The following is a 22,886-nucleotide window of genomic DNA, read 5'->3' as shown; positions in this document are numbered from 1 at the left end:
CTACTGCCGCGCTCACACATGCACGCCCTTGCTTCCCCGCCAACCGCGCCAACTCCGGCGGCTCCGAATGCGCCCCAACGCGAGCCGCCCCACCCCACCGATCAAGGACTACGGCAGTGATGAGCGACGATCACGGGTTCAAAGACGGCGAGGGTTCTTTATCCCATTCAAGAAGACGACGCACTGAAGCTCGTGGATCTGCGTGACTAGCGGTGCAGGTCTTGTCCGGGGCGCCGGGGCCGGGCGGCCGGTGGGGCGCATTCGGAGCCGCCGGTGGGGACAGGGTGGACGGGGAAGCAAGGGCGCAGCTGTTTGAGGACGGCTTTCGGGGTAGCCCAGTGGGCTACCCCGGTCCGAGTTCTGCGCCCGCCCCGGCCACCCTGTCTCCACCGGGAAGTCCCGCGCAGCGGGACCGGCTTCGCTGCGCCCCACCGGCCGCCCGGCCCCGGCGCCCCGGACAAGACCGGGTAAAGAACATGAATCTCGAGTCAGCCCAACCCCTAGAACCGCACACCCAGCTTCAAGCTGGCCGTCTGCGCCACCAGATGCTCGCCCGCCTGGATCCCGTACTCCGCCCGCAGCGACCACGCATCGTCCGACATCACCTCGATGCCAGCCGTCGCGCTGCCGAATACCCCCGGCACGCGGGTCGACAACGTGAACGCATCCTGCGGCGCCACCGCCAGCCGCACATCGGTCGACACCTTGCGACCCGCCACCAGCCCCACGCCCAGCGCGAGATAGGGACGCGCCACCGCCTTGCCCATCCGGACCTTGCCCCCGAACTCGATGCTGGGCGTCAGCACCGCGCTCCACCGGTCGCTGGCGTCATGGACCAGATCGAAGAGTCCCGCGCCCGACTCCCTGTAGCCGGGCGTGCGATCATAGATCAGGTCCAGGTCCGCATAGGGCTTGGCGTACCAATCGCCGAACGAGAACTGGTAGGCGGCCCGGGCACGCGCCGCCAACTGGTAGGAATCGGGCTTGCTGGTCGCCCGCGCGGCCATGCCGGGCAGCACGATATTGCGCGCCTGGTTCGATTCCTCGTAGCCCCCCATCAACGCACCCGCGAACTGCCAGGCCCCCATCTGCCGCTTCAGCGTCAGCCCGGCATGGAAACTGTCGCTGGCGATGCGCACGGTGTTGTCCGCGGAATAAGTGTTGGTGCGGCTGTAGCTGGCCGAGGCCCCCAGGAACCAGTCCGGCGCCAGTTGGCGCTGCACGCCGAACTGCACCGTGGTCTGCCGGTTGTCGTAGCCCGCGCCGTCGGCGGACGCCGAACGGTCGAAGCGGCCGCCTATCACGCGCGCCCACGCGCACTCGCCCTCGGCCAGCTGGACGCTTTGATCGCTGAAGTAGGGACAGCTCATCATCCGGTCCAGCGCCGAGTGCAGCTCGTAGGTACGGTTGCTCGCGCGGCTCAACGCCGCGTCGGAGGCCACCGCGCCCAGCGCCTTGACGTAGGCATCCGTGCCTTCCAGCCGGGCGAAGGGGTCGAACAGCGTCGTCAGGCCACGGTCGCCCCGATCCCACAGGGTTTGCAGGTAGCCGGCGATGCTGGCCTGGTTCGCGGTCAGGCCCAGGTTCTGCGGACGGAAATTCGCCTTGGGCGTGACCCATAGCTGGCCGTCGCCGGTCAGCGACACATCGTAGTTGACCACCGGCGATTGCCCGGCAAGATTGAACGAGCCCGTCGGCGTGACGTCGAACTGGGCGATCAGCATGGGCTGGCCGCCGGCCAGATTGTGTCCCAGCACGAGCAGGCTGCCGCCGAGCTGCGCCGGCCCGCTCACGCCGATCACGTCGGCCAGTCCGCCGGCGCCGAAATCGACGTCAGCCTGGAAGACGCCTCCCGGCGCTTGCGTGAAACCCTGCATGAACGTCGTCTGGTACGCGCCATGCTGGTCGACCGGACCGCCCGGATTGAACACGCCCTGGTTGACCAGGGAGGCATCCAATCGCTGGCCGCTGGCCAGCACCGCCCCCGCGTGGTTGACGAAAGAACCGTGGGCCGCGTCGCCGCTCGCGACGCTGCCGATGAACAGGCCGTAGTTGTCCACGGCCACCCGGCCGGAAGCATCGATCGCGGTCGCGCCAGAAATCAGGCCCTGGTTGGAGACCGAGGTGACGTCGTCGGTAATCGTCCGGATCGCCATACCGCTGGCGAGGTCGGCGTACACGGCCGACGACGCGCCCACGCCGATCGTGACCGCACCGCCACTGTTCTGCGCCGCGCTGCCGGCGCTTACCGCCAGGATGGCCGGCGCGCCGCCGCCCTGCGCGGTGACCAGCGTCCCCGTGCCCAGTCCGATGTTGATCGTGCCGCCGGCACTGCCCGCTCCACCGCCGCCGCGTACCTGGATGCCAGCTTCCGAGAAGACCGCGCCGCCACCCAGGCTGAGCGCGGCGATGGCCGGCGCATTCCTGCCCTCCGTGGCCACCATGACGCCCACCTGCACGTCGACCGCCCCGCCGTTGCCGCCGCCCCCGGCCACGTCAACGGTCTTGACCAAATTGTCGTCGTAGCTGACCGAGGAAAAGTCCCCGGCCAGGCCTCCGCCACCGCCCACGCTCTGCGCCAGCACGCCGATGGCGCCCGCGCCCTTGGTCAGCACGGAACCTTCGACGTTTACATTGACCGCGCCGCCCGCGCCCGAGCCCTGCGACGCCGGCGCGGCCAGTGTCGTCCTGCCCGCGGCCGTCGACAGGCCGGCGACGCCGCCCCCGCCGCCCACGCTCTGCGCCAGCACGCCCACGGCATTCCTGCCCTGGGTATTGACGGAACTGTTGGCCACCACGTGCGCATCGACCTGGCCGCCGTCTCCGGTCGCGCCGCCCAGCGCGCCCAGCGCGACGCTGGCGGGTGCCTGGGCCTGTCCGCCACTGAGCAGGCCCACGTACCCGCCCCCCGCGCCCACGCTCTGCGCCAGTACGCCGAAGGCCAGGTCGCCCGAAGTCTGGACCACCGTGTGGACGATCGTGCTCGAGCCTTCGTCGTACTTGCCGGTGGTCACGGCAACGTGTCCGCCGTCGGTCCGCATGGCCTCCTGGTTCGACGCATCCATCCCCAGCGTCACCTGGGCCGGCGCCAGCAGCGGCGCCGCCGCGGCGCTGCTGGCCAGCGTTGCCGCGCCGCCTCCGCCACCCACGCTCTGGGCCATCACGCCATGGGACAGCGCGCCGGACGTGACGATGTTGCCGCCGGTCGTGGTGACCGTCGCGTCACCGGCAGCGATGGGAGGGATCGAGATCCCGGCCACCACACTGATCTTCCCGCCCAGTGAAATGACCGGCGCCTGTGCCGCGCTCCCGGCGCCCAGCCCCGCCGCATCCAGGCCGTCGATACGGATGGAGGCCAGTCCGCCTCCGCCGCCCACGCTCTGGGCGATCACCGCCGGCGCGTCGTCGCCCTGCGTGCGGACCTGCCCCGTGGTGACCGAAGCACCGCCGCCGCTCATTACCGCCGCCTCCGAAATGAAGCCCGACAAGGTCCGGTTGCCCCCCATCGTGATCGTCAGCGGCGCGTCCGTCTGTCCGGCCGGGGTGGCCAGCCCGCCGGCTCCGACCAGGAAGCTCGACACTTCGGCCTTGCCGCCGCCCCCGCCCACGCTTTGCGCCACGATACCGGGCGCATGGTCGCCCATCGTCGTCACCACGCTGCCCGCCGCGCTGGCGTCGACGGTGGCCAGGCCGCCATTGCCGCCGCCCCCTCCGCCGCCGCCCACGGTCACGTTGATGTTGCGGGTCAGGGACAGGCCCTTGGACGCCAGGAACTCGGCGATCGTATTGATCTTCTCCAGGATCTCGGCCGCCTGGTCGCCGCCGTGCTCTTTCACCAGCCCGGCCAGATCCTGCTCCGAGACCGTGCCCACGCCCCCACCGCCACCCACGCTCTGCGCCAGGATGGCGGGCGCGGCCTTGCCGGCGGTCGAGACCGTCCCGGTATTGGTCACCAGCACCGTGCCCCCCTGCCCGCCATCGCCAGCGTTCCCGCCCACCGACAGGTTGGTGCCTATCGAAGGCGCCAGCGAGACCACGTTGCTGACGCCTTCATTGGCGGCCTTCAGCAGGCTATCGATCGCGGACAGCAGGCTGGACGCCCCCGCCGCGCCGATGGCGCCGGACCGCCCGCCGCTGCCGGCGACGCTTTGCGCGACGATGCCCGCCGAAGCCTGGCCCCGCGTCGAGATGGCACCATCGTTGGCGACCGTGACATTGCCACCGCTGCCGCCGCTGCCGCCATTGCCGCCGACCCGGGCATCAAGCGCATAACTCAAGCCGCCGAACGAAATCGAGTTCGGCGCTTCCTCCAGCCATTCGGAAACCTTGGTCAGCGTCTCCAGGAATGCCGTGGGCGAACTGACCACGGGTGCGAACGAACGCTCGGTCTCCTGCTGGACGAGGCCGCCGTTGCCGCCTCCACCGCCCACGCTCTGCGCCAGCACGGCGATCGCATGGTCGCCGGTCGTGGTGATCGCGCTCCCGCCGTGGTTGTTCACCGAGACCGCGCCGCCATTTCCCCCGCTGCTGCCTTCGCCACCGGTCGTGACGCCATAGCTGATGGTGAAGCTGGATGCGCCTATCGTCGTCGGCCGCAGCGGCGCGGCGGCGACGCCGCCGTTGCCGCCCCCGCCGCCGGTGCTCTGCGCGAAGATGCCGTGGCTCTCGTGCCCCGCGGTGGCAACGGCGCCGGAGTTGTCGATGTCGACCGCTCCGGCATTGCCCGCCGCGCCGCCGCGGCCGCCTACCGTGACCTGGATGCTGCCGGTGCCCGTCGGGATATCCGGCCCCAGTTGCGGCGCGATGGTGGCCTGCACGGACTCCGCGAACGCGCCGTTGCCGCCTCCGCCCCCGACCGACCGGCCGACCACCGCGCTGCTGACGGCCCCGGAAGTCGTGACCGATCCGCCCGGATCGAGATCGATGGAGACGTGCCCCCCCGCCCCGCCCGCGCCGCCGTCTCCGCCCGTGGAGAGCGCGACCCCGACCAGCACGCCCACCGAGGCGGCCTTGGCCGAGCCGCCGTGCCCGCCGCCACCGCCTATGCTTTGCAGCATCACGCCCGTGGAGCCGGCGCCCTGGGTGGCGATCCGCCCGGACGACATCAGCGACAGGTCGCCGCCGTCGCCGGCGGTACCGCCCCGGCCCCCCACCGCCATCGATACGATCAGGCCCGTGCTGTCGGCATCGCCGCCGACCCCTCCGCCCCCGCCGGCGCTCTGCATCACCACCGCGCCGCTCTGGTCGCGCGTGGTGGTGATGCCGCCGGTGTTGGTCACGCGGCCGGCGCCGCCGTTGCCTCCGCCGCCGCCGTTGCCGCCCACGACAAACCAGCCGGCCGCCTCGGCGCCCGCGCCGCCCTGGCCGCCGGACGCCTGGGCGACGATGCCGAAGGATCCCGTGCCCATGGTCCCGTCGTCGTCCTCGGCGCCCGCGCCGGCGATCACGATGGAACCGCTGTTGGTGATGTCGTAGGCCAGCGAACCCACGCCACCGCCAGAACCGCCGCTGCCGCTGTGGCCCGACAGGCCGCCGTCCCCGCCCTTGCCGCCGTCGCCGCCGGCGACCCGGACCTGGATGCCGTTGGAATAATCGCCGTAGGTGGCGATCCGGCCCGAATTGGTGATGGACACGCCGCTGGCCGAGCCGCCGTCGCCACCGGCGTGCCCCGACGACCAGGATCCGGCCCCGCCATCGCCGCCCCTTCCACCCAGGCTGCTGGCCAGGATGGCGGCGGACGACGTGCCACGCGTCGTGATGGCGCCCGCGTTCGAGACAGTGACGTGCCCGGCGTTTCCGCCGCGATTGGCGCGAACGTCCTGCGCGGGTTCGCCCTCCTCGCCGCCCTCCGCGCCCCCGCCCTGGCCGCCCCGGGTACGCGCGATCACGCCTGCCGTACCCGTACCGTTGGTGGTGACGGAACTGCTGTCGTCGATGCTGACGCTGACATCGCCGGTATCGCCGCCCTGCCCCGCCGTGCTGTGCCCGCCGCCAACGCCGCCGTGAAAGCCGTCCCCGCCCTGGCCTCCCACGGACTGGACCAGTATGCCGGCGGTCTCCGACTGCCCCGTGCCGCCGGACACCGTCACGGACGATCCGTAGCTCAGGGTCACGCTGGCCGCGCCCGCGTTGCCGCCGCGTCCGGAGTCGCCAGACGGCAATACGTCCCGGATCGAGGGTTCCTGGCCTACGCCCCCCACGGAATCGACCCATATGCCGTAGACCCCGGCGGTGATTCCTGTGCCCGAGACCACGACACCCGCGTCGTGGCCGTCTCCGGCATCGCCGTAACGCCGTCCCCCGCTCTGGATCGCCCATCTGCCGCCATCCCCGCCATGCGAGGCCGCGCGCAGGCCGACGCCGCCGCTGCGCAGGGTGCTGTACAGCAGGTCGTAGCCCAGCGTCGCACCTTGCGCGCCGTTGCCGCCCCAGTGGTTGTAGTTCGGGTAAACCGGGTCGGTGGATCCTTCGCCGTTGCCGCCATGGCCACCGCTCACGTCCACGAAGACCGCGGTGCCGGTGTCGATCGAGACGTTCAGCGACGAATCGGACGCCCCGACGAAATCGGTACCGTTGGTGCCGTCCGAGCCGTTATGGTCATGGCAACAGGAGCCATCGGTGCCCCGGTAGTCGTGGACGACCTGGGCCTGCACGGTCCCGGCCGGCGACGACAGCGCGGCAAGCATCGCGGCCACCAGCAGAGTCGGCCGGAACAAGGGCCGGGGGAAGCCGCCGGCGGTGCCCGGGGCCAGGAGATGCGAAAACGTCGTCATATGCGTACAGGTCCCATGCGTCAGAACTCGGCAAACGCCCGAAACCGTGCGTTTGTCGTACGCGAACGATCTTATTTGTCAGGATCCCGATATCGCAATCAGGCCGGACGAATCGACATTTTCAGCCGATGAATGACATCCGGCCATCAACCGGCCACCGTCGCTCCTGGTTTGTCCGCCGGTGCCACCGCGCGGATCGCATCCTCGACCGTCTCCAGGAAAATGAACTGGAGCTGCCTGCGCGACTCGTCGGGGATCTCCTCGATATCCTTGCGGTTGCGCGCGGGCAGCAGCACGGTCTTGATCCCCGCCCGCAACGCGGCCAGCACCTTTTCCTTGATGCCTCCCACTGGCAGGACCAGCCCGCGCAGGCTGATCTCGCCCGTCATCGCCCGGTCCGAGGGAACCGGCCTGTCGGTCATCAGCGAGGTCAGCGCGACGAACATCGCCACGCCGGCGCTGGGGCCGTCCTTGGGAATCGCGCCCGCGGGCACGTGGACGTGGATGTCGTTGTGCTCGAACAGCGCGGGATCGATGTCCAGGGACGCCGCCCGGCCCTTGAGCAGCGTCAATGCCGCCTGCACGCTTTCGCGCATCACCTCGCCCAGTTGCCCGGTCAGTATCAGCCTGCCGTTGCCCGGCGTGCGGCTGGCCTCGATGAACAGGATGTCGCCGCCGACCGGCGTCCAGGCCAGGCCGGTGGCCACGCCCGGCATGCCGGTGCGCATGGCGATCTCGCTTTCGAAACGCGGCGCGCCCAGGATCGCGTGCACCTCCTCCACGTCGATACGCACGTGCTGCGCGGTCCCTTCCGCGACGCTCATGGCCGCATGGCGGAAAGCGCTGCCGATCTCCCGTTCCAGATTGCGCACGCCGGCTTCCCGGGTGTAGCCATTGATCACCTCGTGGACGGCCGCGTCGGTGATCTCGCACTGCGCGGGCGTGAGGCCATTGGCCGAGAGCTGGCGCGGCACCAGATAGCGGCGCGCGATCTGGGCCTTCTCTTCCTCGGTATAGCCCGGCAGCGTGATGATCTCCATGCGGTCCCGCAGCGGCCCCGGAATGCCGTCGAGCACGTTGGCCGTCGCGATGAACAGCACCTTGGACAGATCGAACGGCACGCCCAGGTAGTTGTCCCGGAACGTGTCGTGCTGCTCGGGATCCAGGACCTCCAGCAGCGCGGCGGCGGGATCGCCCTGCACGCTGGCGCCCAGCTTGTCGACCTCGTCCAGCATCATCACGCAGTTGTTCGAGCCGGCCTTGTGGATGGCCTGGATCACGTTGCCCGGCAGCGCCCCGATGTAGGTGCGCCGATGGCCGCGTATCTCGGCCTCGTCATGGACGCCCCCCAGGCTCAGCCGCACGAACTTGCGCGCCGTGGCCTTGGCGATGCTCTGGCCCAGCGAGGTCTTGCCCACCCCCGGCGGCCCCGCGAAGCACAGCACCGGGCTCTTGCCGGTGGGGTTGAGCTTGCGCACGGCCAGGTATTCCAGGATACGGCGCTTGATCTTGTCGAGCCCGTAATGGTCCTCGTCCAGGATCCGGCGGGCCTCGGCGATGTCGATGCGGTCCTCGGTGGAGACCGACCAGGGCAGCTCGATCAGCCAGTCCAGGTAGGTGCGGATCATCGAGTATTCGCCGGATGCCTCGGGAATGCCTTCCAGCCGCTTGAGTTCCTTGCGCGCCTGCTTCTCGGCTTCTTCCGGCATCCCCGCCTTGGCGATGCGTTCGCCCAGCTCCGCCAGTTCGGCGCTGTTGCCCTCGGTCTCGCCCAGTTCCTGCTGGATGGTCTTGAGCTGTTCGCGCAGCATGACCTCGCGCTGGCGGTCCTCGAAGCGCGCCTTGGTCTGCTGGTCGATGTCGCGGCTGATGCGCAATACCTCGATCTGATGCGCCATCAGCGCCAACACCTTGTCGGCGCGGGCGATGACGTCCACGGTCTCGAGCACGTCCTGCTTTTCCTCGGGCTTGATCTCCATCAACCCGGCGATGAAGTCCGCCAGCAGCGGCGCCGAGGTCATGTTCTGGATCGAGCCGGCCAGTTCGGCCGGCACCTGCGGCAGCAGTTGCAGGATATCCAGCGCGCGCATCTTCAGCTGGATCAGGCGTGCCTCGATCTCCGAGGTCATGACTTCGGGATCCTCGAAGCGCCGGACCCGCGCCACCATGAACGGATAGCCCCGCAGCAGCTCGACGATACGGAAACGCTGCACGCCCTGGCAGATGACATGGTGCGTGCCGTCGGGCGTGGTCACGTAGCGCATCACATTGGCCACGGTCCCCATGGGATGGAGATCGCCGTCGCCCAGTTCCTCGGCCTCCGGATCGCGCTGCAGCACCACGCCCACCTGGCGGCTGGCCCGCGCGGCTTCCTGCGCGCCGCGCACGGTGCTGTCCCGGCCGATGGAGATGGGCGCCACCAAGCCTGGAAAAAGCACCAGGTTGCGCACCGGGATCAGCGTCAGTGCGTCCGACGGCAGCGCGATCGATGGCGCGGGCCCCTGGCTCGCGGGCTGCGCGCCCGGGGCCTCTTGCCGTTCCTGCCCCGATTGTTGGTCTCGAAATTCATTTGCCATGGCTTCTTACCTGTCCCCGGTTCGAGTTGCGGCGTACCGCCGGCCTATCCCAGCTTGAGCAGCGTCAACAGGAGGCAGCCGTCCACCATCCTGTGCTCCCGGATTTCGAAAGCCCCTGGCGGCAACGCGATGCGCCGCTCGAAGCGTCCATAGGGAATTTCTATGCGGCGGATATGGGCCTCGGCCGGTGCCGGCAGCGGGCGTTCGCCCACCACGGTGAGCGTCGCGCCTTCGATCAGCACCTGGACCTGGTCCGGCGCGACGCCGGGCAGCGCGACCAGCACGGTCAAGGCCCGGCCGGTCTCGAAGATATCGATGGGAGGCTCCCAGGTCGGCCCCTGAGGACCTCCCTGGCCTGGGCGGAAGAACTGGCGGTGCAGGTTGTCCGCCTGCTCCAGCAGTCTGACCGCGTCAATCCACATGGCATTGGACGGCTTGCGATAGTTCATGGTCCTGATCCTTGCTCGGAGCGCCCCGATGGCTCCAAATTAAGGCGGCGCGCGGCATCTGGCAATAGGGGACGGAAATACCGTCCCCACGTTCACCCACCGCGTGGGATCGCGGACTCGTAACAGATGTCGCGTTCAGGAGCCGGAGGCACCCGGCGCCACCTGCCCGCCTCCGCCGATGGCCTTGTAGACCGCGACCAACCCGATCCGCAGTTGGCTGTCGCTCTGCGCGAGATCGCGCCTGGCCTGCAGCAGGGTCCGCCGGGCATCGAGCTCCGGCAGGAAATCGGTCATCCCGCCGGTATGGCGCGCCCGCGCCAGGTCGAGGGCGTCGCTGCTCGCGCGCAGCTTGTGCTGCAATTCGAGATTGCGCCGGCGCTCCGCGCCGTAGCCGGTCAGGGCATCGTCGATCTCTTGCCACGCGCGCAGCACCGTCTGCTGGTAGGCCACCGCCGCCTCCTGCTGCGCCAGCTCGCGCAGCGCCACGGTAGCGCGGCGGCGGCCCTGGTCGAACAGCGGCAGCGACAGGCTGGGCCCCACCGACCAGCGCCGGCTGCCCCATTCGCCGAACCTGCCGTCCTTGAAGGATTCGTAGCCGAAGCTCGCGCCCAGCACGATGCGCGGGTACAGGTCGGCCGTGGCAATGCCTATGTCGGCCGTGGCCGCATGCAGGCGGGCCTCGGCCGCGCGTATGTCGGGCCGGCGCAGCGCCACTTGCGAAGGCAGGCCCAACGCCAGGTCGGGCATGGCGGCGTCCGCGTCCGCGGTTTCGCCCAGCATGTCCCGCAAGGCCCCTGGCGGCTGGCCAGCCAGGAGGCCGATGCGGTTGGCCGCCGCGGCCTCCTGGGCTCGCAAAGGCGCGAGGCGCCCGTTCAGATCGGCCAGCAGCGCCTCTTGCCGCGATACGTCCAGCGCATCGATCTGCCCGCCGTCCTGCCGCGCCCGCAGGATATCCCGGGACGCCCGGGCTGCGGCCATGTCCTCTTGCAGCCACCGCAGTTGCGATTGGGTGCCGCGCAGCTCGAAGTAATTGCGGGCGATCTCGCTCGCCACCGACAGCCGCGCCTGCGCCATCGCCGCCGCCGATGCGTCCACGTCGGCCTGCGCCGCCTCGATCGACCGCGCGACCCGGCCCCACAGGTCGATTTCCCAGGACGCATCGAAGCCCGCCTGGTACAGCGTGAAGGGATCGCTCAGCACCGAGACGAGTTGCTCGCGGTTGTTCGGCGCGATGGCATCCAAGAGGCGGGTGCTGGCACCGTACTCGCTCTGGCGCTGGCGGGACACGCCCGCCGACAGGCCCACGTCCGGCCCCCGCTGCGCGGCCACCGTCTGCCGCATGAAGCGGCTCTGGGCGAAACGCAGCGCCGCGGTGCGCAGATCGGGGCTGGCCTCGCGCGCCTGGCGCAGCAGCGCGTCCAGCCGTGCGTCGTGGAAGGTTTCCCACCAATGGTCCGGCGGCACCGCCGTGGAAACAGGGTCGCGCAAGCTATCGGGACCGCCGCGCCAGCTGTTCCAATCCGCCGGCTGCGCGGCCGTGGGCGCCTTGAAGTCCGGCCCCACCGCCGCGCAGCCGCCCAGGGACAACGCGAGCACGGCCGCTTGCAGGAAGGGACGGGTCCCGGGCCGGCGGATCGGATCGCATGCCATGCTTGCCTCCAGTCAAACCAAACGATGGCGGAACAGCCACGCCGCCAGCGGCAGCGTGACCGCGCCCAGGACGAACATGGGCACGAGATTGCGCCACAGCGACAACAGGCCGGCGCCCTCCAGGTAGACCCGCTGCACGAGGTCGATGGCAAAGCGCAGCGGATTGGCCAGGGTCGCGAATTGCAAGGCATCGGGCATGTTGCGCACCGGCGTGGCCAGGCCCGACAGCAGCATCAGCGGCATGATCAGCACGAAGGTGTAGAGCATGGCCTGCTGCATGTTGACCGAGACGGCCGAAATCGACAGCCCTATCCCCACGCAGGCCACGGTGAAGATCGCCAGGCCCGCGTAAAGCGTCGCCAGCGACCCCGCCATGGGAATGCGGAACCAGAACAGCGTGACGCCAAGAATGATGGACGACTGCACGAGGCCGATGAGGACCGGGGGAACGGCCTTGCCGAGCATGATCTCCATCGGCGTGTAGGGCGTCACGAGCAACTGGTCGAACGTGCCCTGTTCGCGTTCGCGCGCGACCGAGAGCGCGGTCAGCATCAGGGTCTGCATCATGCTGAGCGCGGCGATCAGGGCCGGCATGATGTTCCAGCGCGTCTCCAGGTTGGGGTTGTACCAGACGCGCGGCACCGCCGTGACCGGCATCCCGCCGCCGCGCAGCTCGGCGTTGTAGGCCGCCACGATCTCGGCCACGTGGGCGGACGCCTGGCCCGCGGTGTTCGAATTGCGGCCATCCAGGATGACCTGCAAGGGAGCATCCTGCCCTTGCGCCAGCCGGGCATCGAAGTCCGGTCCGAATTGCAGGACCAGCAGCGCCTCGCCGGCATCCACCACCCGCGCGATGTCCCGGGGCGCCGCCAGGGTGGCGACGCGGTGGAAAACCCCGGTGCCATCCAGGCGCGCCAGCAGCCGGGCCGAAGCCGCCCCCTGGCTCTGGTCCAGCACCGCGTACGGCACGTTCGTCAGGTTGTAGGTCGCGGCATAACCGAACACAAGGCTCTGGAGCAGCGCCGGAACGACCAGGATGGCCCGGTTGGCGGGATCCTTCAGGATGGCCAGCAGTTCCTTGCGGCACAACTGGGCCAGGCGTCGCCAGAAGTCGATGAAGGCGTCCATGCGTCAGTCCAGTCGCTTGCGCGTGACGAACCGCGCCACGCCCAGCAGCACGATGGCGTAGGCCGCCAGGACGGCGCAGTTCCTGGCGATCAGCGGCCAGTTGTTCCCGGCCAGGAACAGGGACTTGATCAGCTCCATGAAATAGGTGGCGGGCAGGATCTGCCCGATGACCCGGATGGCCGTGGGCACGTTGCGCAGGTCGAACATGAAGCCGGACAGCATCAGGGCCGGCAGGAAGCTCGCGATCAAGGCCACCTGGCTGGCCAGGAACTGGTTCCTGGTCACCGACGAGATCACCAGGCCTATGCCCAGCGCGACGAGCAGATAGAGCATGGCGCTGAACAGCAGGACCAGCAGCGATCCGTACATGGGCACCTGGAACAGGAAGGCCGCCGCGGCCAGGCACAGCGCCAACCCGATCAGCCCTACGCAGAAATAGGGAATGATCTTGGCCAGCAGCACCTCCACCGGCCGCACCGGCGTGACGAACAGCGACTCCAGGGTGCCCCGCTCCCACTCGCGCGCCATGACGAGCGCCGTCAGGAAGGCCCCCACCAGCGTCATGATGAGCACGATCAGCCCGGGCACCAGGTACCACGTGCTGGTGTTGGCGGCGTTGAACCACATGCGGTCGACCACCTGGACCTGGCCCGCGGCCGGCCGCGCGGCCTCGCCGCGATCGGCCCGCTTCTGGCTCCACGACGCGAGCGCGCCGGCGACGTAGCCGCGTATCATCGTCGCGCGGCTGGCGTCCGCGCCTTGCAGCAGGACCTGCACCTGCGCCTCGCCGGCGGCCAGGCGGCGCGAGAAGTCCGCCGGCACCAGCACGGCGGCGTCCACGTCGCGCGCGCGCATCAGGGCGTAGGCCTCGTGTGCCGAGCCGACCACGCGGGGCGCCAGATAGCCCGGCGTCGACAGGCCCGCCACCACGTCGCGCGCGACCGGCGACGCATCGTCGAGCACCACCGCCACGGGCGCGTTCTTCACGTCCAGCGACAACCCGTAGCCGAAGATCAGGATGAGGACGATGGGCAGCGCGATGCCCATCATCAGGTTGGCGCGGTCGCGCAGCAACTGGCGCACCTCCTTGCGGGTCAGCGAGACGAGGCGGCGCCAGAAGCCGCCGGATGGCCGCGCACTCATGCCACGGCCTCCGCCTCGCCCTCGCGCCGGCGGCTGTGCTCGACGATGCCGATGAACGCCTCTTCCATGTTCAGGCGGCGCGCATCCGTCTCGCCCGCCTGCCGGCGCACCTGCTCCGGCGTACCCAGCGCCAGCAGCCGCCCGGCATCCTGGATGACGATGCGGTCGCAGTACTCCGCCTCTTCCATGAAATGCGTCGTCACGACGATGGTGGTGCCGCCGGCGGCCAGCGTCGTGATCCGGCGCCAGAACTCGCGCCGCGCCAGCGCATCGGCGCCGCTGGTGGGTTCGTCCAGGAACAGGATGTCGGGCTCGTGCAGCAAGGCTACCGCCATCGCCAGCCGCTGCCGGTAGCCGCCGGGCAGGCGTCCGCTGGCCTCCTGCGCCTGGGTTTCCAGGCCGAACTGCGCCAGCACCACCCCGATACGCGCGCGCAAGCGTTCTCCGTGCAGGCCGTAGGCGCTGCCGAAGAACGTCAGGTTCTCCATGACGCTCAGGTTGCCGTACAGCGCGAACCGCTGCGACACGTAGCCGACGCGGCGCCGGGCCCGCGCCGGCGCGGTCCGCAGGTCCACGCCCGCCACCCGCAGGAACCCGCTGCTGGCGGGCAGCAGGCCGCACAGCATGCGGAAGGTCGTCGTCTTGCCCGCGCCGTTGGGGCCGAGCAGGCCGAATATCTCGCCCTTCGTCACGCTGAAGCTGGTGCGGTCCACGGCGACGAAATCGCCGAACTTGCGCACCAGGTCGCGGACTTCGATGATCGCTTCGTTGTCGGCGGGCGCCGACCGCATGGTCGTGGCCAAGGGCGGCGACGCCGCGCCCTCCGCCGGCTGGCGCTCCCGCAACAGCACCATGAAGCCGTCCTCCAGCCTGGCCTCCGCAGGCCGCCAGGCCAACGCCTGCTCCGGTCCCTGAGAAGACGCCTCGCCGGCCGCCGGGCGCCGGATCACGCGCACCTCCCCTCCCTGGGGCACGGCATCGATGATCCTGGCCGTGTCGTCGAGCAGCCGGGCCTGCAGCAGCCGGGCTGGCTCCCCCGGGCGTGGCGCCGTCACGAAACACAGCCCGTGCGCGGGGCGGCGGATGTCCTCGGGCCGGCCCTGCGCGAGCAGCCTGCCCTCATGCAGCACGAACACCCGGGCACAGCGTTCGGCCTCGTCCAGGTAGGTAGTGCTGACGATCACGGACAGGCGTTCGTCGTCGACCAGTTGCTGGACGATCTGCCACAGCTCCCGGCGCGACAAGGGATCCACGCCCACCGTGGGCTCATCCAGCAACAACAACTCGGGCGACCGGACCAGCGTGCAGGCCAGCCCCAGCTTCTGCTTCATGCCGCCGGACAGCTTGCCCGCGAGGCGGGCGGTGAAGCGGCCAAGATCGGTCATCTCCAACAGACGGGCGTAGCGCCCGCGCCGCTGCTCCCGGGACACGCCATGCAGGTCCGCATACAGGTCCAGGTTCTCCTGCACGCTCAGGTCTTCGTACAGGCCGAAGCGCTGGGGCATGTAGCTGATGCGGTCCTGCACGGCCTGCGGATCCGCGGCGACGTCGATATCCAGCACCCGCAGCGCCCCCTCGGCCCGCATCAGGCCCGCGACCAGGCGCAACAAGGTCGTCTTGCCCGCCCCGTCCGGCCCGACCAGCGCGGTCAGCGCGCCGGCGGGCGCCTCCAGCGAGACGCCGTCCAGCGCCACGGTCTCGCGCCCGCCGCGCGCGGCGGGAAAACGCTTGCGCACACCGCGCGCCACGACGACGGCCGCCGCGCTCATCTGCCCGGCGCTCCTTCGCCCTGCCGGTCCGGCGCGATGCGCACGGTGGCCGGCATGCCCAGCCGGAGCCGGTCCTGCGGGTCGTCCACGATCACGCGCATTTCGTAGACCAGGCTGGTCCGCAACGCTTCGGTCTGCACATTCCTGGGCGTGAATTCGGCCACCGACGAGATGTAGCCGACGCGTCCCGCGATGGGCTGGCCGGGCTGGCTGTCCGTGACGATGTCGGCCGCCATGCCGGGCCGGACGTGGCCCAGTTGAGGCTCCGACACATAGACACGCACCCATTTGGGATCGGTCACGGCCAGCGTATAGGCGGGCCGCTGGGGCGAGGCCATGTCGCCGGGTTCGAGCAGCCGGGCGCGCACGACGGCGTCGGCAGGCGCCCTCAGTTCGGTCTGTTCCAGACGGTAGGCGATCAGCGCCTGCTCGGCCCGCGAGACCTCCAACTGCGCCTCGGCCTGCGCGATGTCTTCCTTGCGCGGTCCCACCCGCGCCAGTTGGAGCCCCTTGCTGCGATTGTCCCATTGCGCGCGCGCCACCCGCAGGCGCGACTCGGCGTTGTCCAGGTCTTGCTGGCTGACGCCGCGTCCGGCGGTATTCGCGGCTATGCCCCGCAGCCGCGCGAGCTGCTGCTCCGCCAGTTCGGCTTCGGCCTGGGCCGACGCCACCTGCGCCTGCGCCTGGGCCACTTCCTCGGGCCGGGTGCCGTTGCGCAATCGCAGCAGCGCCTGCTCCTGCACGGCGATACGGGCACGGGCCTGGGCCTCCTGCAGGCGCAGCGAGCGGCCGTCCAGCACCGCCAGCACCTCCCCCGCCTTGACCCGGTCGCCTTCCTCCACCCGCATCTGGGCCACTCGGTCGCTACCGTCGAACGCCAGCGCCACCTGCCGGATATCGACGTTGCCGTAGAGCGTCAGGCCATCCCGGGCCGGCGCCGGGCGCAGGACATACCATGCCGCCCCCGCGAGCACCATCGCCACCAGCACGCCCCCAACCAGCACCTTCTTCATCGCCGCCGCCCTTGGAAACCGTCGGTCGGCAAATTATATAACTCAAATTTCAATTTGATGTATGATTTTTACGTATCCACTCGCCCGCCCCGATCCCGGCACCTTCCCGCATGGCCGTCACCTCCCGACCGTCGATACCCGTCCGCTCTCCGCGCATGGATGGCGAGACCACCCGCGCCCGTATCCTGGAGACGGCCGGACAGCTGTTCGCCGAGCGCGGCTACGCCGACACCACCAGCAAGGCCATCTGCGAGCGGGCACGATGCAACATGGCGGCGGTCAACTACCATTTCGGCAGCCGCGACGGCCTCTATCTGGCGTTATTGAAGGAAGTCCACAAGCATCTGGTCAGTCTGGACTATCTGGCGCGCCTGGCGCACAGCGCCCAGCCCCCGCGGCGCAAGCTGGAAGCATTCCTGGATGGCCTGACCACCAGCCTGCTCAATGCCGACAGCTGGCACATCCGCCTGTGGGCTCGCGAGGTACTTGCCCCCTCCCCCCACCTGGCCAGTATCGTCGAGGCCGAGGCCCTGCCGAAATTCGGGCTCATCAGCGCCATCATCGGCGAGATCACCGGCCTCCCCGCGGGGGACCCGGCGCTGACCCGCTGCGTGCTGAGCGTCATGGCGCCCTGCATGGTGCTGCTGATCGTCCATCGCGACATGAACAGCCCCATCCAGGCGCTGTTCCAGCAGCCGGCCGCGGACCTGGCCGCGCACCTGAAGATCTATGCGTTCGCGGGGCTGGATGCCATCGTCGCCGCGCGCCCCCGCCGCCGGTCCACGCGCAAGGCGCGCTAGGACCTATTCCCCTTGCAGGCCGTGGCGCGCGACCACGTCCTTCCAGCGCGCGAACTCCTTGCGATTCAGCTCGGCGAATTCCTCAGGCGAAGTCAGCACGACGTCGTACCCCTTCTCCAGCAAGTCCTTGCGCATCTGCGGCGTCCCCATGATGGCGCCAACCTCGTCATGCAGGCGCTGGACGATGGCCTTGGGCGTGCCCGCCGGGGCATACATGCCCACCCAGATGGACAGGTCGTAATCAGGGTAGCCCGACTCGGCCACGGTGGGCAGGTCGGGCACCAGTTGCGAACGCAGCCTGCCGGTCTGCGCCATTGGCTTGAGCTTGCCCGATGCCACGTTCGCGCGCGACGCCTCGACCGTGCTGATCAGCATGGTCGAACTGTTCTGCATGACGTCCATGGCCGCCACGCCCATGCCATTGGCGGGAATGTGGCGCATCCTGGTACCCAGCATGTCCTGCAGCACCAGCGAATACAAATGGGTGGTCGAGCCCGGGCCGGGCGAGCTGTAGCTGGCGTCGTCGCCCATTTTCTTCAGGTAGGCGACAAACTCGGGAAAGGTCCTGGCCGGCGTCGACGGATGCGTCAGCACCAGCATCTGGCCGGAAGCGATCTGCCCGATAGGCGCGAAATCCTTGACCGGGTCGTAGGGCGTCTTGCGCGAAGCCGGCGTGATGACGTGCGTGTTCAACGACATCATCAGCGTGTAGCCGTCCGGCGGGGCCTTGGCCACGTAGGCCGTGCCGATGGCCGCGGCCGCGCCGGGCCGGTTCTCGACCACCACGCTCTGGCCCAGCCGCGCCGCGAGCTTATCGGACAGCAGCCGGGCCAGGGCATCGGCACTCGTGCCCGGCGTATACGGCACCACGATCCGGACGGGCCTGGAGGGATAGCCGCCCTCCGCCTTGCCCGCAGCCTGCCCGTGAGCCGTCGCGGCCGCCAGCGCCAGCGTCACGGCGAACGCAAACCTCGATGGGAAAAGGACGCCTTTCATGCTTGTGTCTCCTGACGATGTTCTTGGCCGCCCACCGCTGCCGGTCCACGGCTTCTGCGCGCACTCTAACACACATATAGTATGTTTTTATAAACAGTTAGGGTTTTCTAGGAAACGTTGAACTGGTAGATGCCCATGAGTCACGTTATGGGCGCGTGGTTGCGATGCGCGCTGCCGGCCCCATATAGTCGGGCATGACCATCGCCCGCCACCCCGTCGACGCGCTGCACGGCTTCCATCCGGCCGTGGCCGCGTGGTTCCGCCGGTCCTTCGGCTCGGCGACCGAGGCCCAGCGCCGCGCCTGGCCGTCCATCCGCGGCGGCCGCTCGACGCTCGTGGCGGCCCCCACCGGTTCCGGCAAGACACTGGCTGCCTTCCTGGCCGCCATCGACGAACTGGTGCGGATGGGCGTGGACGCCGGCGGCGCGCTGCCGGACGCCACCATGGTGGTATATGTCTCGCCGCTCAAAGCGCTGTCCAACGACATCCGCCTGAACCTGCAAGCGCCACTCGAAGGCATCGCCACGGAACTGGAACGCCTGGGCCTGCCCGATCCCGGCATCCGCGCCGCCGTGCGCACCGGCGACACCGAGCCACAGGCCAGGCAGGCGATGCGCAAGCGCCCGCCCCATATCCTGGTGACGACGCCCGAGTCGCTGTACGTGCTGCTGGGCTCGGACAGCGGGCGCCGCATGCTCTCCGGCGTGCGCAGCGTGATCGTGGACGAGATCCACGCCCTGGCGGGCAACAAGCGGGGCAGTCACCTGGCCCTCACGCTGGAACGGCTGGACGCCCTGTGCGGCACGCGGCCGGTCCGCATCGGACTGTCCGCCACGCAGAAACCGCTGTCGGCGGTGGCCCGCTTCCTGGCCGGCCCGGCCCACGCGGACGCCTGCGAACTCGTCGACATCGGCCATGCGCGGCGCCGCGACCTGGACCTGGAACTCCCCCCCGTCCCGCTGGAGGCCGTCATGGCCACCGACGTCTGGGACCGGGTCTACGACCGCATGGCCGAACTGGTGGCGCAGCACCGCACCACGCTGGTCTTCGTCAACACCCGCCGCATGGCCGAACGGGCCGCCCGGCACCTGGCCGATCGCCTGGGCGAGGAGGCGGTGGCCGCCCACCACGGCAGCCTCGCCAAGGAACACCGGCTCGATGCCGAGCAGCGGCTCAAACGCGGCGAACTGCGCGTGCTGATCGCCACCGCTTCGCTGGAACTGGGCATAGACATCGGCGACGTGGACCTGGTCTGCCAGGTCGGCTCGCCGCGGACGATCTCCGCCTTCCTGCAACGGGTGGGCCGCTCGGGCCACCAGGTGGGCGGGATTCCCAAAGGGCGCCTGTTCCCCACTTCGCGCGACGAACTGATCGAATGCGCGGCGCTCCTGGACTGCGTGCGGCGCGGCGAACTGGACGCCCTGCGCGTTCCCGTCCAGCCGCTGGACGTGCTGGCCCAGCAACTGGTGGCCGAGGTCGCCTGCCAGGAGTGGGGCGAAGAAGCGCTGTACGCGCTGGTGCGCCGCGCGGCGCCCTATGCGGACCTGGAACGCCCGGTGTTCGACGCCGTGCTGCGCATGCTGGCAGAGGGCTACACCGGCCGCCAGGGCGTGCGGGCAGCGTACATCCACCGCGACCGGGTCGCCGGCGCCCTGCGCGGACGGCGCGGCAGCAAGCTCACGGCCGTCACCTCGGGCGGCACCATCCCGGACAACGCCGACTACACCGTGCTGCTGGAACCGCAAGGGCTGATGGTCGGCACGGTCAACGAGGACTTCGCGGTCGAAAGCCTGGCCGGCGACGTCTTCCAGCTGGGCAATACGTCCTACCGCATCCTGCGCGTGGAAGCTGGCCGCGTCCGCGTGGAGGACGCGCACGGCGCCGCCCCCAGCATTCCGTTCTGGCTGGGCGAGGCGCCCGGCCGCAGCGACGAGCTCTCGGCCGGCGTCTCGCGCCTGCGCGCCCGGGTCGAACAACTGCTGGCGCGCCCGGGGCAGGCGGCGCCCGACATCGAAGGCGCCGTCCAGGCGCTGATGGACGAGATCGGCCTGAACGCGTCGGCGGCGCGCCAGATCGTCGAATACCTGGCGCGCGCGAAGGCGGCGCTGGGCCGGCTGCCCACCCATGACACCCTGGTCATGGAGCGCTTCTTCGACGAATCGGGTGGCATGCAGCTGGTGGTGCACTCCCCCTTCGGCAGCCGGCTCAACCGCGCCTGGGGCCTGGCCCTGCGCAAGCGCTTCTGCCGCAGCTTCAACTTCGAGCTGCAGGCCGCGGCCACCGAGGACGCCATCGTGCTGTCGCTGTCCACCAGCCACAGCTTCCCGCTGGACGAAGTCTGGCGCTACCTGCGCTCGAACACGGCCGAGCACCTGCTGGTGCAGGCCTTGCTGGACGCGCCGCTGTTCAACGTGCGCTGGCGCTGGAACGCCACTACCGCGCTGGCGCTGCCGCGCTACGTGGGCGGCCACAAGGTCGCGCCGCAGTTGCAGCGCATGAAAAGCGACGACCTGCTGGCCGCGGTCTTCCCCGACCAGGCCGCCTGCCTGGAGAACGTGGTCGGGGAACGCGAGATTCCCGACCACCCGCTGGTCGCGCAGACCATCGGCGACTGCCTGCACGAGGCGATGGACACCGAAGGCTGGCTCGACCTGCTGCGCCGGATCGAGAAGCAGGAAATCGAGCTGGTGGCGCGCGACCTGCCCACCCCGTCGCCGCTGGCCATGGAGATACTGAGCGCGCGGCCCTACGCCTTCCTGGACGACGCGCCGCTGGAGGAGCGCCGCACGCAGGCCGTGATGGCGCGCCGCTGGACGGATCCGGAGTCGGCGGACGACCTGGGGGCGCTGGACGCCGGCGCCATCGCGGCGGTGGCCGCCGAAGCCTGGCCGGAAGTGCGCGGCGCCGATGAAATGCAGGAAGCCCTGGCGAGCCTGGCCTGCGTGACCGCGGCGGAGGCAGCCGCCAACGACGGCTGGCGGGACTGGCTTGCCACGCTGGCGCGGGAAGGCCGGGCAGCGCAACTGCGCGTGGGACCGGACGCGGCCCTGTGGGTGCCGGTCGAACGCATGGCCTGCGTGCGCGCCCTGTATCCCGGCGCCTGCGCCGAACCGGAAATCGCCCTGCCCGCCGGCTGCGACGAACCGTGGGAGGCCGACACCGCCCTGGTCGAAGTCGTACGCGCGCGGCTGACCGGATTCGGGCCGCTCGAACTGCCGCGCATCGCCGCGGATCTCCTGCTGCCCGAGGCCGACGTGGCCGTGGCGCTTGCCCGGCTGGAAGCCGAGGGCTATGTCATGCGCGGCCGCTTCCATCCGCAGGCGCGGGGAGAAGAATGGTGCGAACGGCACCTGCTGGCCCGTATCCACCGCTACACCATCAAGCGCCTGCGCCGCGAGATCGAGCCGGTCGAACGGCAGGACTTCATGCGCTTCCTGCTGGAATGGCAGCACGTCGCGCCGGAGGCCCGGCTGCACGGACCCGGCTCGCTGCCGCAGATCATCGACCAGTTGGAGGGCTACGAGGCCGCCGCCGGCGCCTGGGAAGCGGACATCCTGCCGGCGCGGCTGGAGGCCTATTCCCCCGGCTGGCTGGACGACCTGAGCCAGGCCGGCAAGGCGGTCTGGATGCGCCTGGCCGGTCAGGGCAAGGCCGCGGCTAGCCCGGTGCGCGCCACCCCCATGGTGCTGCTGCCGCGACGCCATCTGGGCCCCTGGCAGGCGCTGGTGCCGCCGGACCACCAGGCCGAGCTGTCGCCGCGCGCGCGGCGGGTCCATGACGCGCTGGCCAGCCATGGCGCGATGTTCTTCGACGAACTGCTGGGCGACACTCGCCTGCTGCCCAACGAACTGGAGACCGCGCTGGGCGAACTGGTCGCGGCGGGTGCCGCCAACGCCGACAGCTACGCCGGCCTGCGCGCGTTGCTGGTCCCCGCGTCCCAGCGCACCGCCCACCAGCGGCGGCGCTCGCGCCACGGCGCGGCCCTGAACCAGATGGACCAGGCCGGCCGCTGGGCGCTGCTGCGCCGGTCCGCCGCCCCCGCACCCGTGGCACCCGGCAAGCGCCAGCGCACGGATCCGCAGGTTCTGGAGCACATCGCCCAGGTCCTCTTGCGCCGCTACGGCGTCGTGTTCTGGCGCCTGCTGGAACGCGAGGCCCACTGGCTGCCGCCGTGGCGCGAACTGCTGCCCGTACTCCACCGCCTGGAGGCCCGCGGCGACGTGCGGGGCGGCCGCTTCGTGGCCGGCCTGGCGGGCGAACAGTTCGCGCTGCCCGAGGCCATCCCGCTGCTGCGCGGCATCCGGCGCCGCGACGTGGGCGGCGTACTGGCCTGTGTCTCGGCGGCCGATCCGCTGAACCTGGCCGGCACGCTGCTACCTGGGGAAAAGATTCCCGCGCTGGCGGGCAACCGTGTGCTCTACCGCGACGGACTGCCCGTGGCCGCCGCCGTTGCGGGCGACATCCGCTATCTGGTCGAGGCCGCATCCGAGGAACGCGAACGACTGCGCGTGGCCCTGGTGGCGCGGCGCTGAAACGATCTCCCACACACGCCCAATCGCTCAAACACGAAAAGCAGAAATGCGGAAAAC

The 22,886-nt window shown here is 70.2% G+C and carries 11 protein-coding genes; 2 read left to right on the top strand and 9 right to left on the bottom strand.

The window, feature by feature from the left end; genetic code table 11:
* Positions 1 to 500: 500 nt before the first annotated feature.
* The 8 genes from AC1Q6E_RS13065 to AC1Q6E_RS13030 all read right to left on the bottom strand — a co-directional run bounded on the left by AC1Q6E_RS13065 (position 501) and on the right by AC1Q6E_RS13030 (position 16,501).
* Positions 501 to 6,773: an autotransporter outer membrane beta-barrel domain-containing protein gene (locus AC1Q6E_RS13065; RefSeq protein WP_492572890.1), complete on the bottom strand. Its 6,273-nt coding sequence runs from the start codon at positions 6,771 to 6,773 to the stop codon at positions 501 to 503.
* Positions 6,774 to 6,919: 146 nt separating this feature from the next.
* Positions 6,920 to 9,349, bottom strand: a complete 2,430-nt coding sequence (gene lon / locus AC1Q6E_RS13060) for an endopeptidase La (RefSeq protein ID WP_492572889.1) — start codon at positions 9,347 to 9,349, stop codon at positions 6,920 to 6,922.
* Between the two features lie 44 nt (positions 9,350 to 9,393).
* On the bottom strand, positions 9,394 to 9,798 hold the full coding sequence (locus AC1Q6E_RS13055; protein WP_152792687.1) for an Hsp20/alpha crystallin family protein: 405 nt from the start codon (positions 9,796 to 9,798) through the stop codon (positions 9,394 to 9,396).
* 135 nt (positions 9,799 to 9,933) lie between these two features.
* Complete coding sequence (locus AC1Q6E_RS13050) at positions 9,934 to 11,448, bottom strand: efflux transporter outer membrane subunit (protein WP_492572888.1); 1,515 nt, start codon at positions 11,446 to 11,448, stop codon at positions 9,934 to 9,936.
* 12 nt (positions 11,449 to 11,460) lie between these two features.
* Positions 11,461 to 12,576, bottom strand: coding sequence for an ABC transporter permease (locus AC1Q6E_RS13045; RefSeq protein ID WP_296558607.1), 1,116 nt, complete (start codon positions 12,574 to 12,576; stop codon positions 11,461 to 11,463).
* A 3-nt stretch (positions 12,577 to 12,579) separates the two neighbouring features.
* Entirely contained in the window at positions 12,580 to 13,719 is a 1,140-nt protein-coding gene (locus tag AC1Q6E_RS13040; protein WP_152792690.1) for an ABC transporter permease, read from the bottom strand.
* Positions 13,716 to 15,488, bottom strand: a complete 1,773-nt coding sequence (locus AC1Q6E_RS13035) for an ATP-binding cassette domain-containing protein (RefSeq protein WP_152792691.1) — start codon at positions 15,486 to 15,488, stop codon at positions 13,716 to 13,718. Before AC1Q6E_RS13035 ends, AC1Q6E_RS13040 begins: the two co-directional genes overlap by 4 nt.
* Complete coding sequence (locus AC1Q6E_RS13030; RefSeq protein ID WP_492572887.1) at positions 15,485 to 16,501, bottom strand: HlyD family secretion protein; 1,017 nt, start codon at positions 16,499 to 16,501, stop codon at positions 15,485 to 15,487. The genes AC1Q6E_RS13035 and AC1Q6E_RS13030 overlap by 4 nt, the downstream gene beginning before the upstream one ends.
* Before the next feature lie 110 nt (positions 16,502 to 16,611).
* Here AC1Q6E_RS13030 and AC1Q6E_RS13025 point away from each other — a divergent pair, with 110 nt between their 5' ends.
* The gene (locus tag AC1Q6E_RS13025) at positions 16,612 to 17,301 is read left to right on the top strand and encodes a TetR/AcrR family transcriptional regulator (RefSeq protein ID WP_492572886.1); all 690 of its coding nucleotides are present in this window, start codon (positions 16,612 to 16,614) and stop codon (positions 17,299 to 17,301) included.
* A gap of 3 nt (positions 17,302 to 17,304) precedes the next feature.
* On the opposite strand, the gene AC1Q6E_RS13020 is transcribed toward AC1Q6E_RS13025, so the two are convergent.
* Positions 17,305 to 18,297, bottom strand: coding sequence for a tripartite tricarboxylate transporter substrate binding protein (locus AC1Q6E_RS13020; protein WP_492572885.1), 993 nt, complete (start codon positions 18,295 to 18,297; stop codon positions 17,305 to 17,307).
* 194 nt (positions 18,298 to 18,491) lie between these two features.
* Here AC1Q6E_RS13020 and AC1Q6E_RS13015 point away from each other — a divergent pair, with 194 nt between their 5' ends.
* On the top strand, positions 18,492 to 22,829 hold the full coding sequence (locus AC1Q6E_RS13015; protein ID WP_492572884.1) for a DEAD/DEAH box helicase: 4,338 nt from the start codon (positions 18,492 to 18,494) through the stop codon (positions 22,827 to 22,829).
* Positions 22,830 to 22,886: the final 57 nt, after the last annotated feature.

The organism is Pigmentiphaga sp. MLSB6-MA01 (assembly GCF_058793475.1).
This window is presented reverse-complemented; position numbering and strand designations above follow the sequence as displayed.

What these genes read in the sequence shown, in the direction of transcription:
- AC1Q6E_RS13035 (WP_152792691.1), bottom strand. Translation starts at nt 15,488, where the DNA reads ATGAGCGCGGCGGCCGTCGTCGTGGCGCGCGGTGTGCGCAAGCGTTTT.
- AC1Q6E_RS13040 (WP_152792690.1), bottom strand. Translation starts at nt 13,719, where the DNA reads ATGAGTGCGCGGCCATCCGGCGGCTTCTGGCGCCGCCTCGTCTCGCTG.
- lon (WP_492572889.1), bottom strand. Translation starts at nt 9,349, where the DNA reads ATGGCAAATGAATTTCGAGACCAACAATCGGGGCAGGAACGGCAAGAG.
- AC1Q6E_RS13050 (WP_492572888.1), bottom strand. Translation starts at nt 11,448, where the DNA reads ATGGCATGCGATCCGATCCGCCGGCCCGGGACCCGTCCCTTCCTGCAA.
- AC1Q6E_RS13020 (WP_492572885.1), bottom strand. Translation starts at nt 18,297, where the DNA reads ATGAAAGGCGTCCTTTTCCCATCGAGGTTTGCGTTCGCCGTGACGCTG.
- AC1Q6E_RS13055 (WP_152792687.1), bottom strand. Translation starts at nt 9,798, where the DNA reads ATGAACTATCGCAAGCCGTCCAATGCCATGTGGATTGACGCGGTCAGA.
- AC1Q6E_RS13045 (WP_296558607.1), bottom strand. Translation starts at nt 12,576, where the DNA reads ATGGACGCCTTCATCGACTTCTGGCGACGCCTGGCCCAGTTGTGCCGC.
- AC1Q6E_RS13015 (WP_492572884.1), top strand. Translation starts at nt 18,492, where the DNA reads ATGACCATCGCCCGCCACCCCGTCGACGCGCTGCACGGCTTCCATCCG.
- AC1Q6E_RS13030 (WP_492572887.1), bottom strand. Translation starts at nt 16,501, where the DNA reads ATGAAGAAGGTGCTGGTTGGGGGCGTGCTGGTGGCGATGGTGCTCGCG.
- AC1Q6E_RS13025 (WP_492572886.1), top strand. Translation starts at nt 16,612, where the DNA reads ATGGCCGTCACCTCCCGACCGTCGATACCCGTCCGCTCTCCGCGCATG.
- AC1Q6E_RS13065 (WP_492572890.1), bottom strand. Translation starts at nt 6,773, where the DNA reads ATGACGACGTTTTCGCATCTCCTGGCCCCGGGCACCGCCGGCGGCTTC.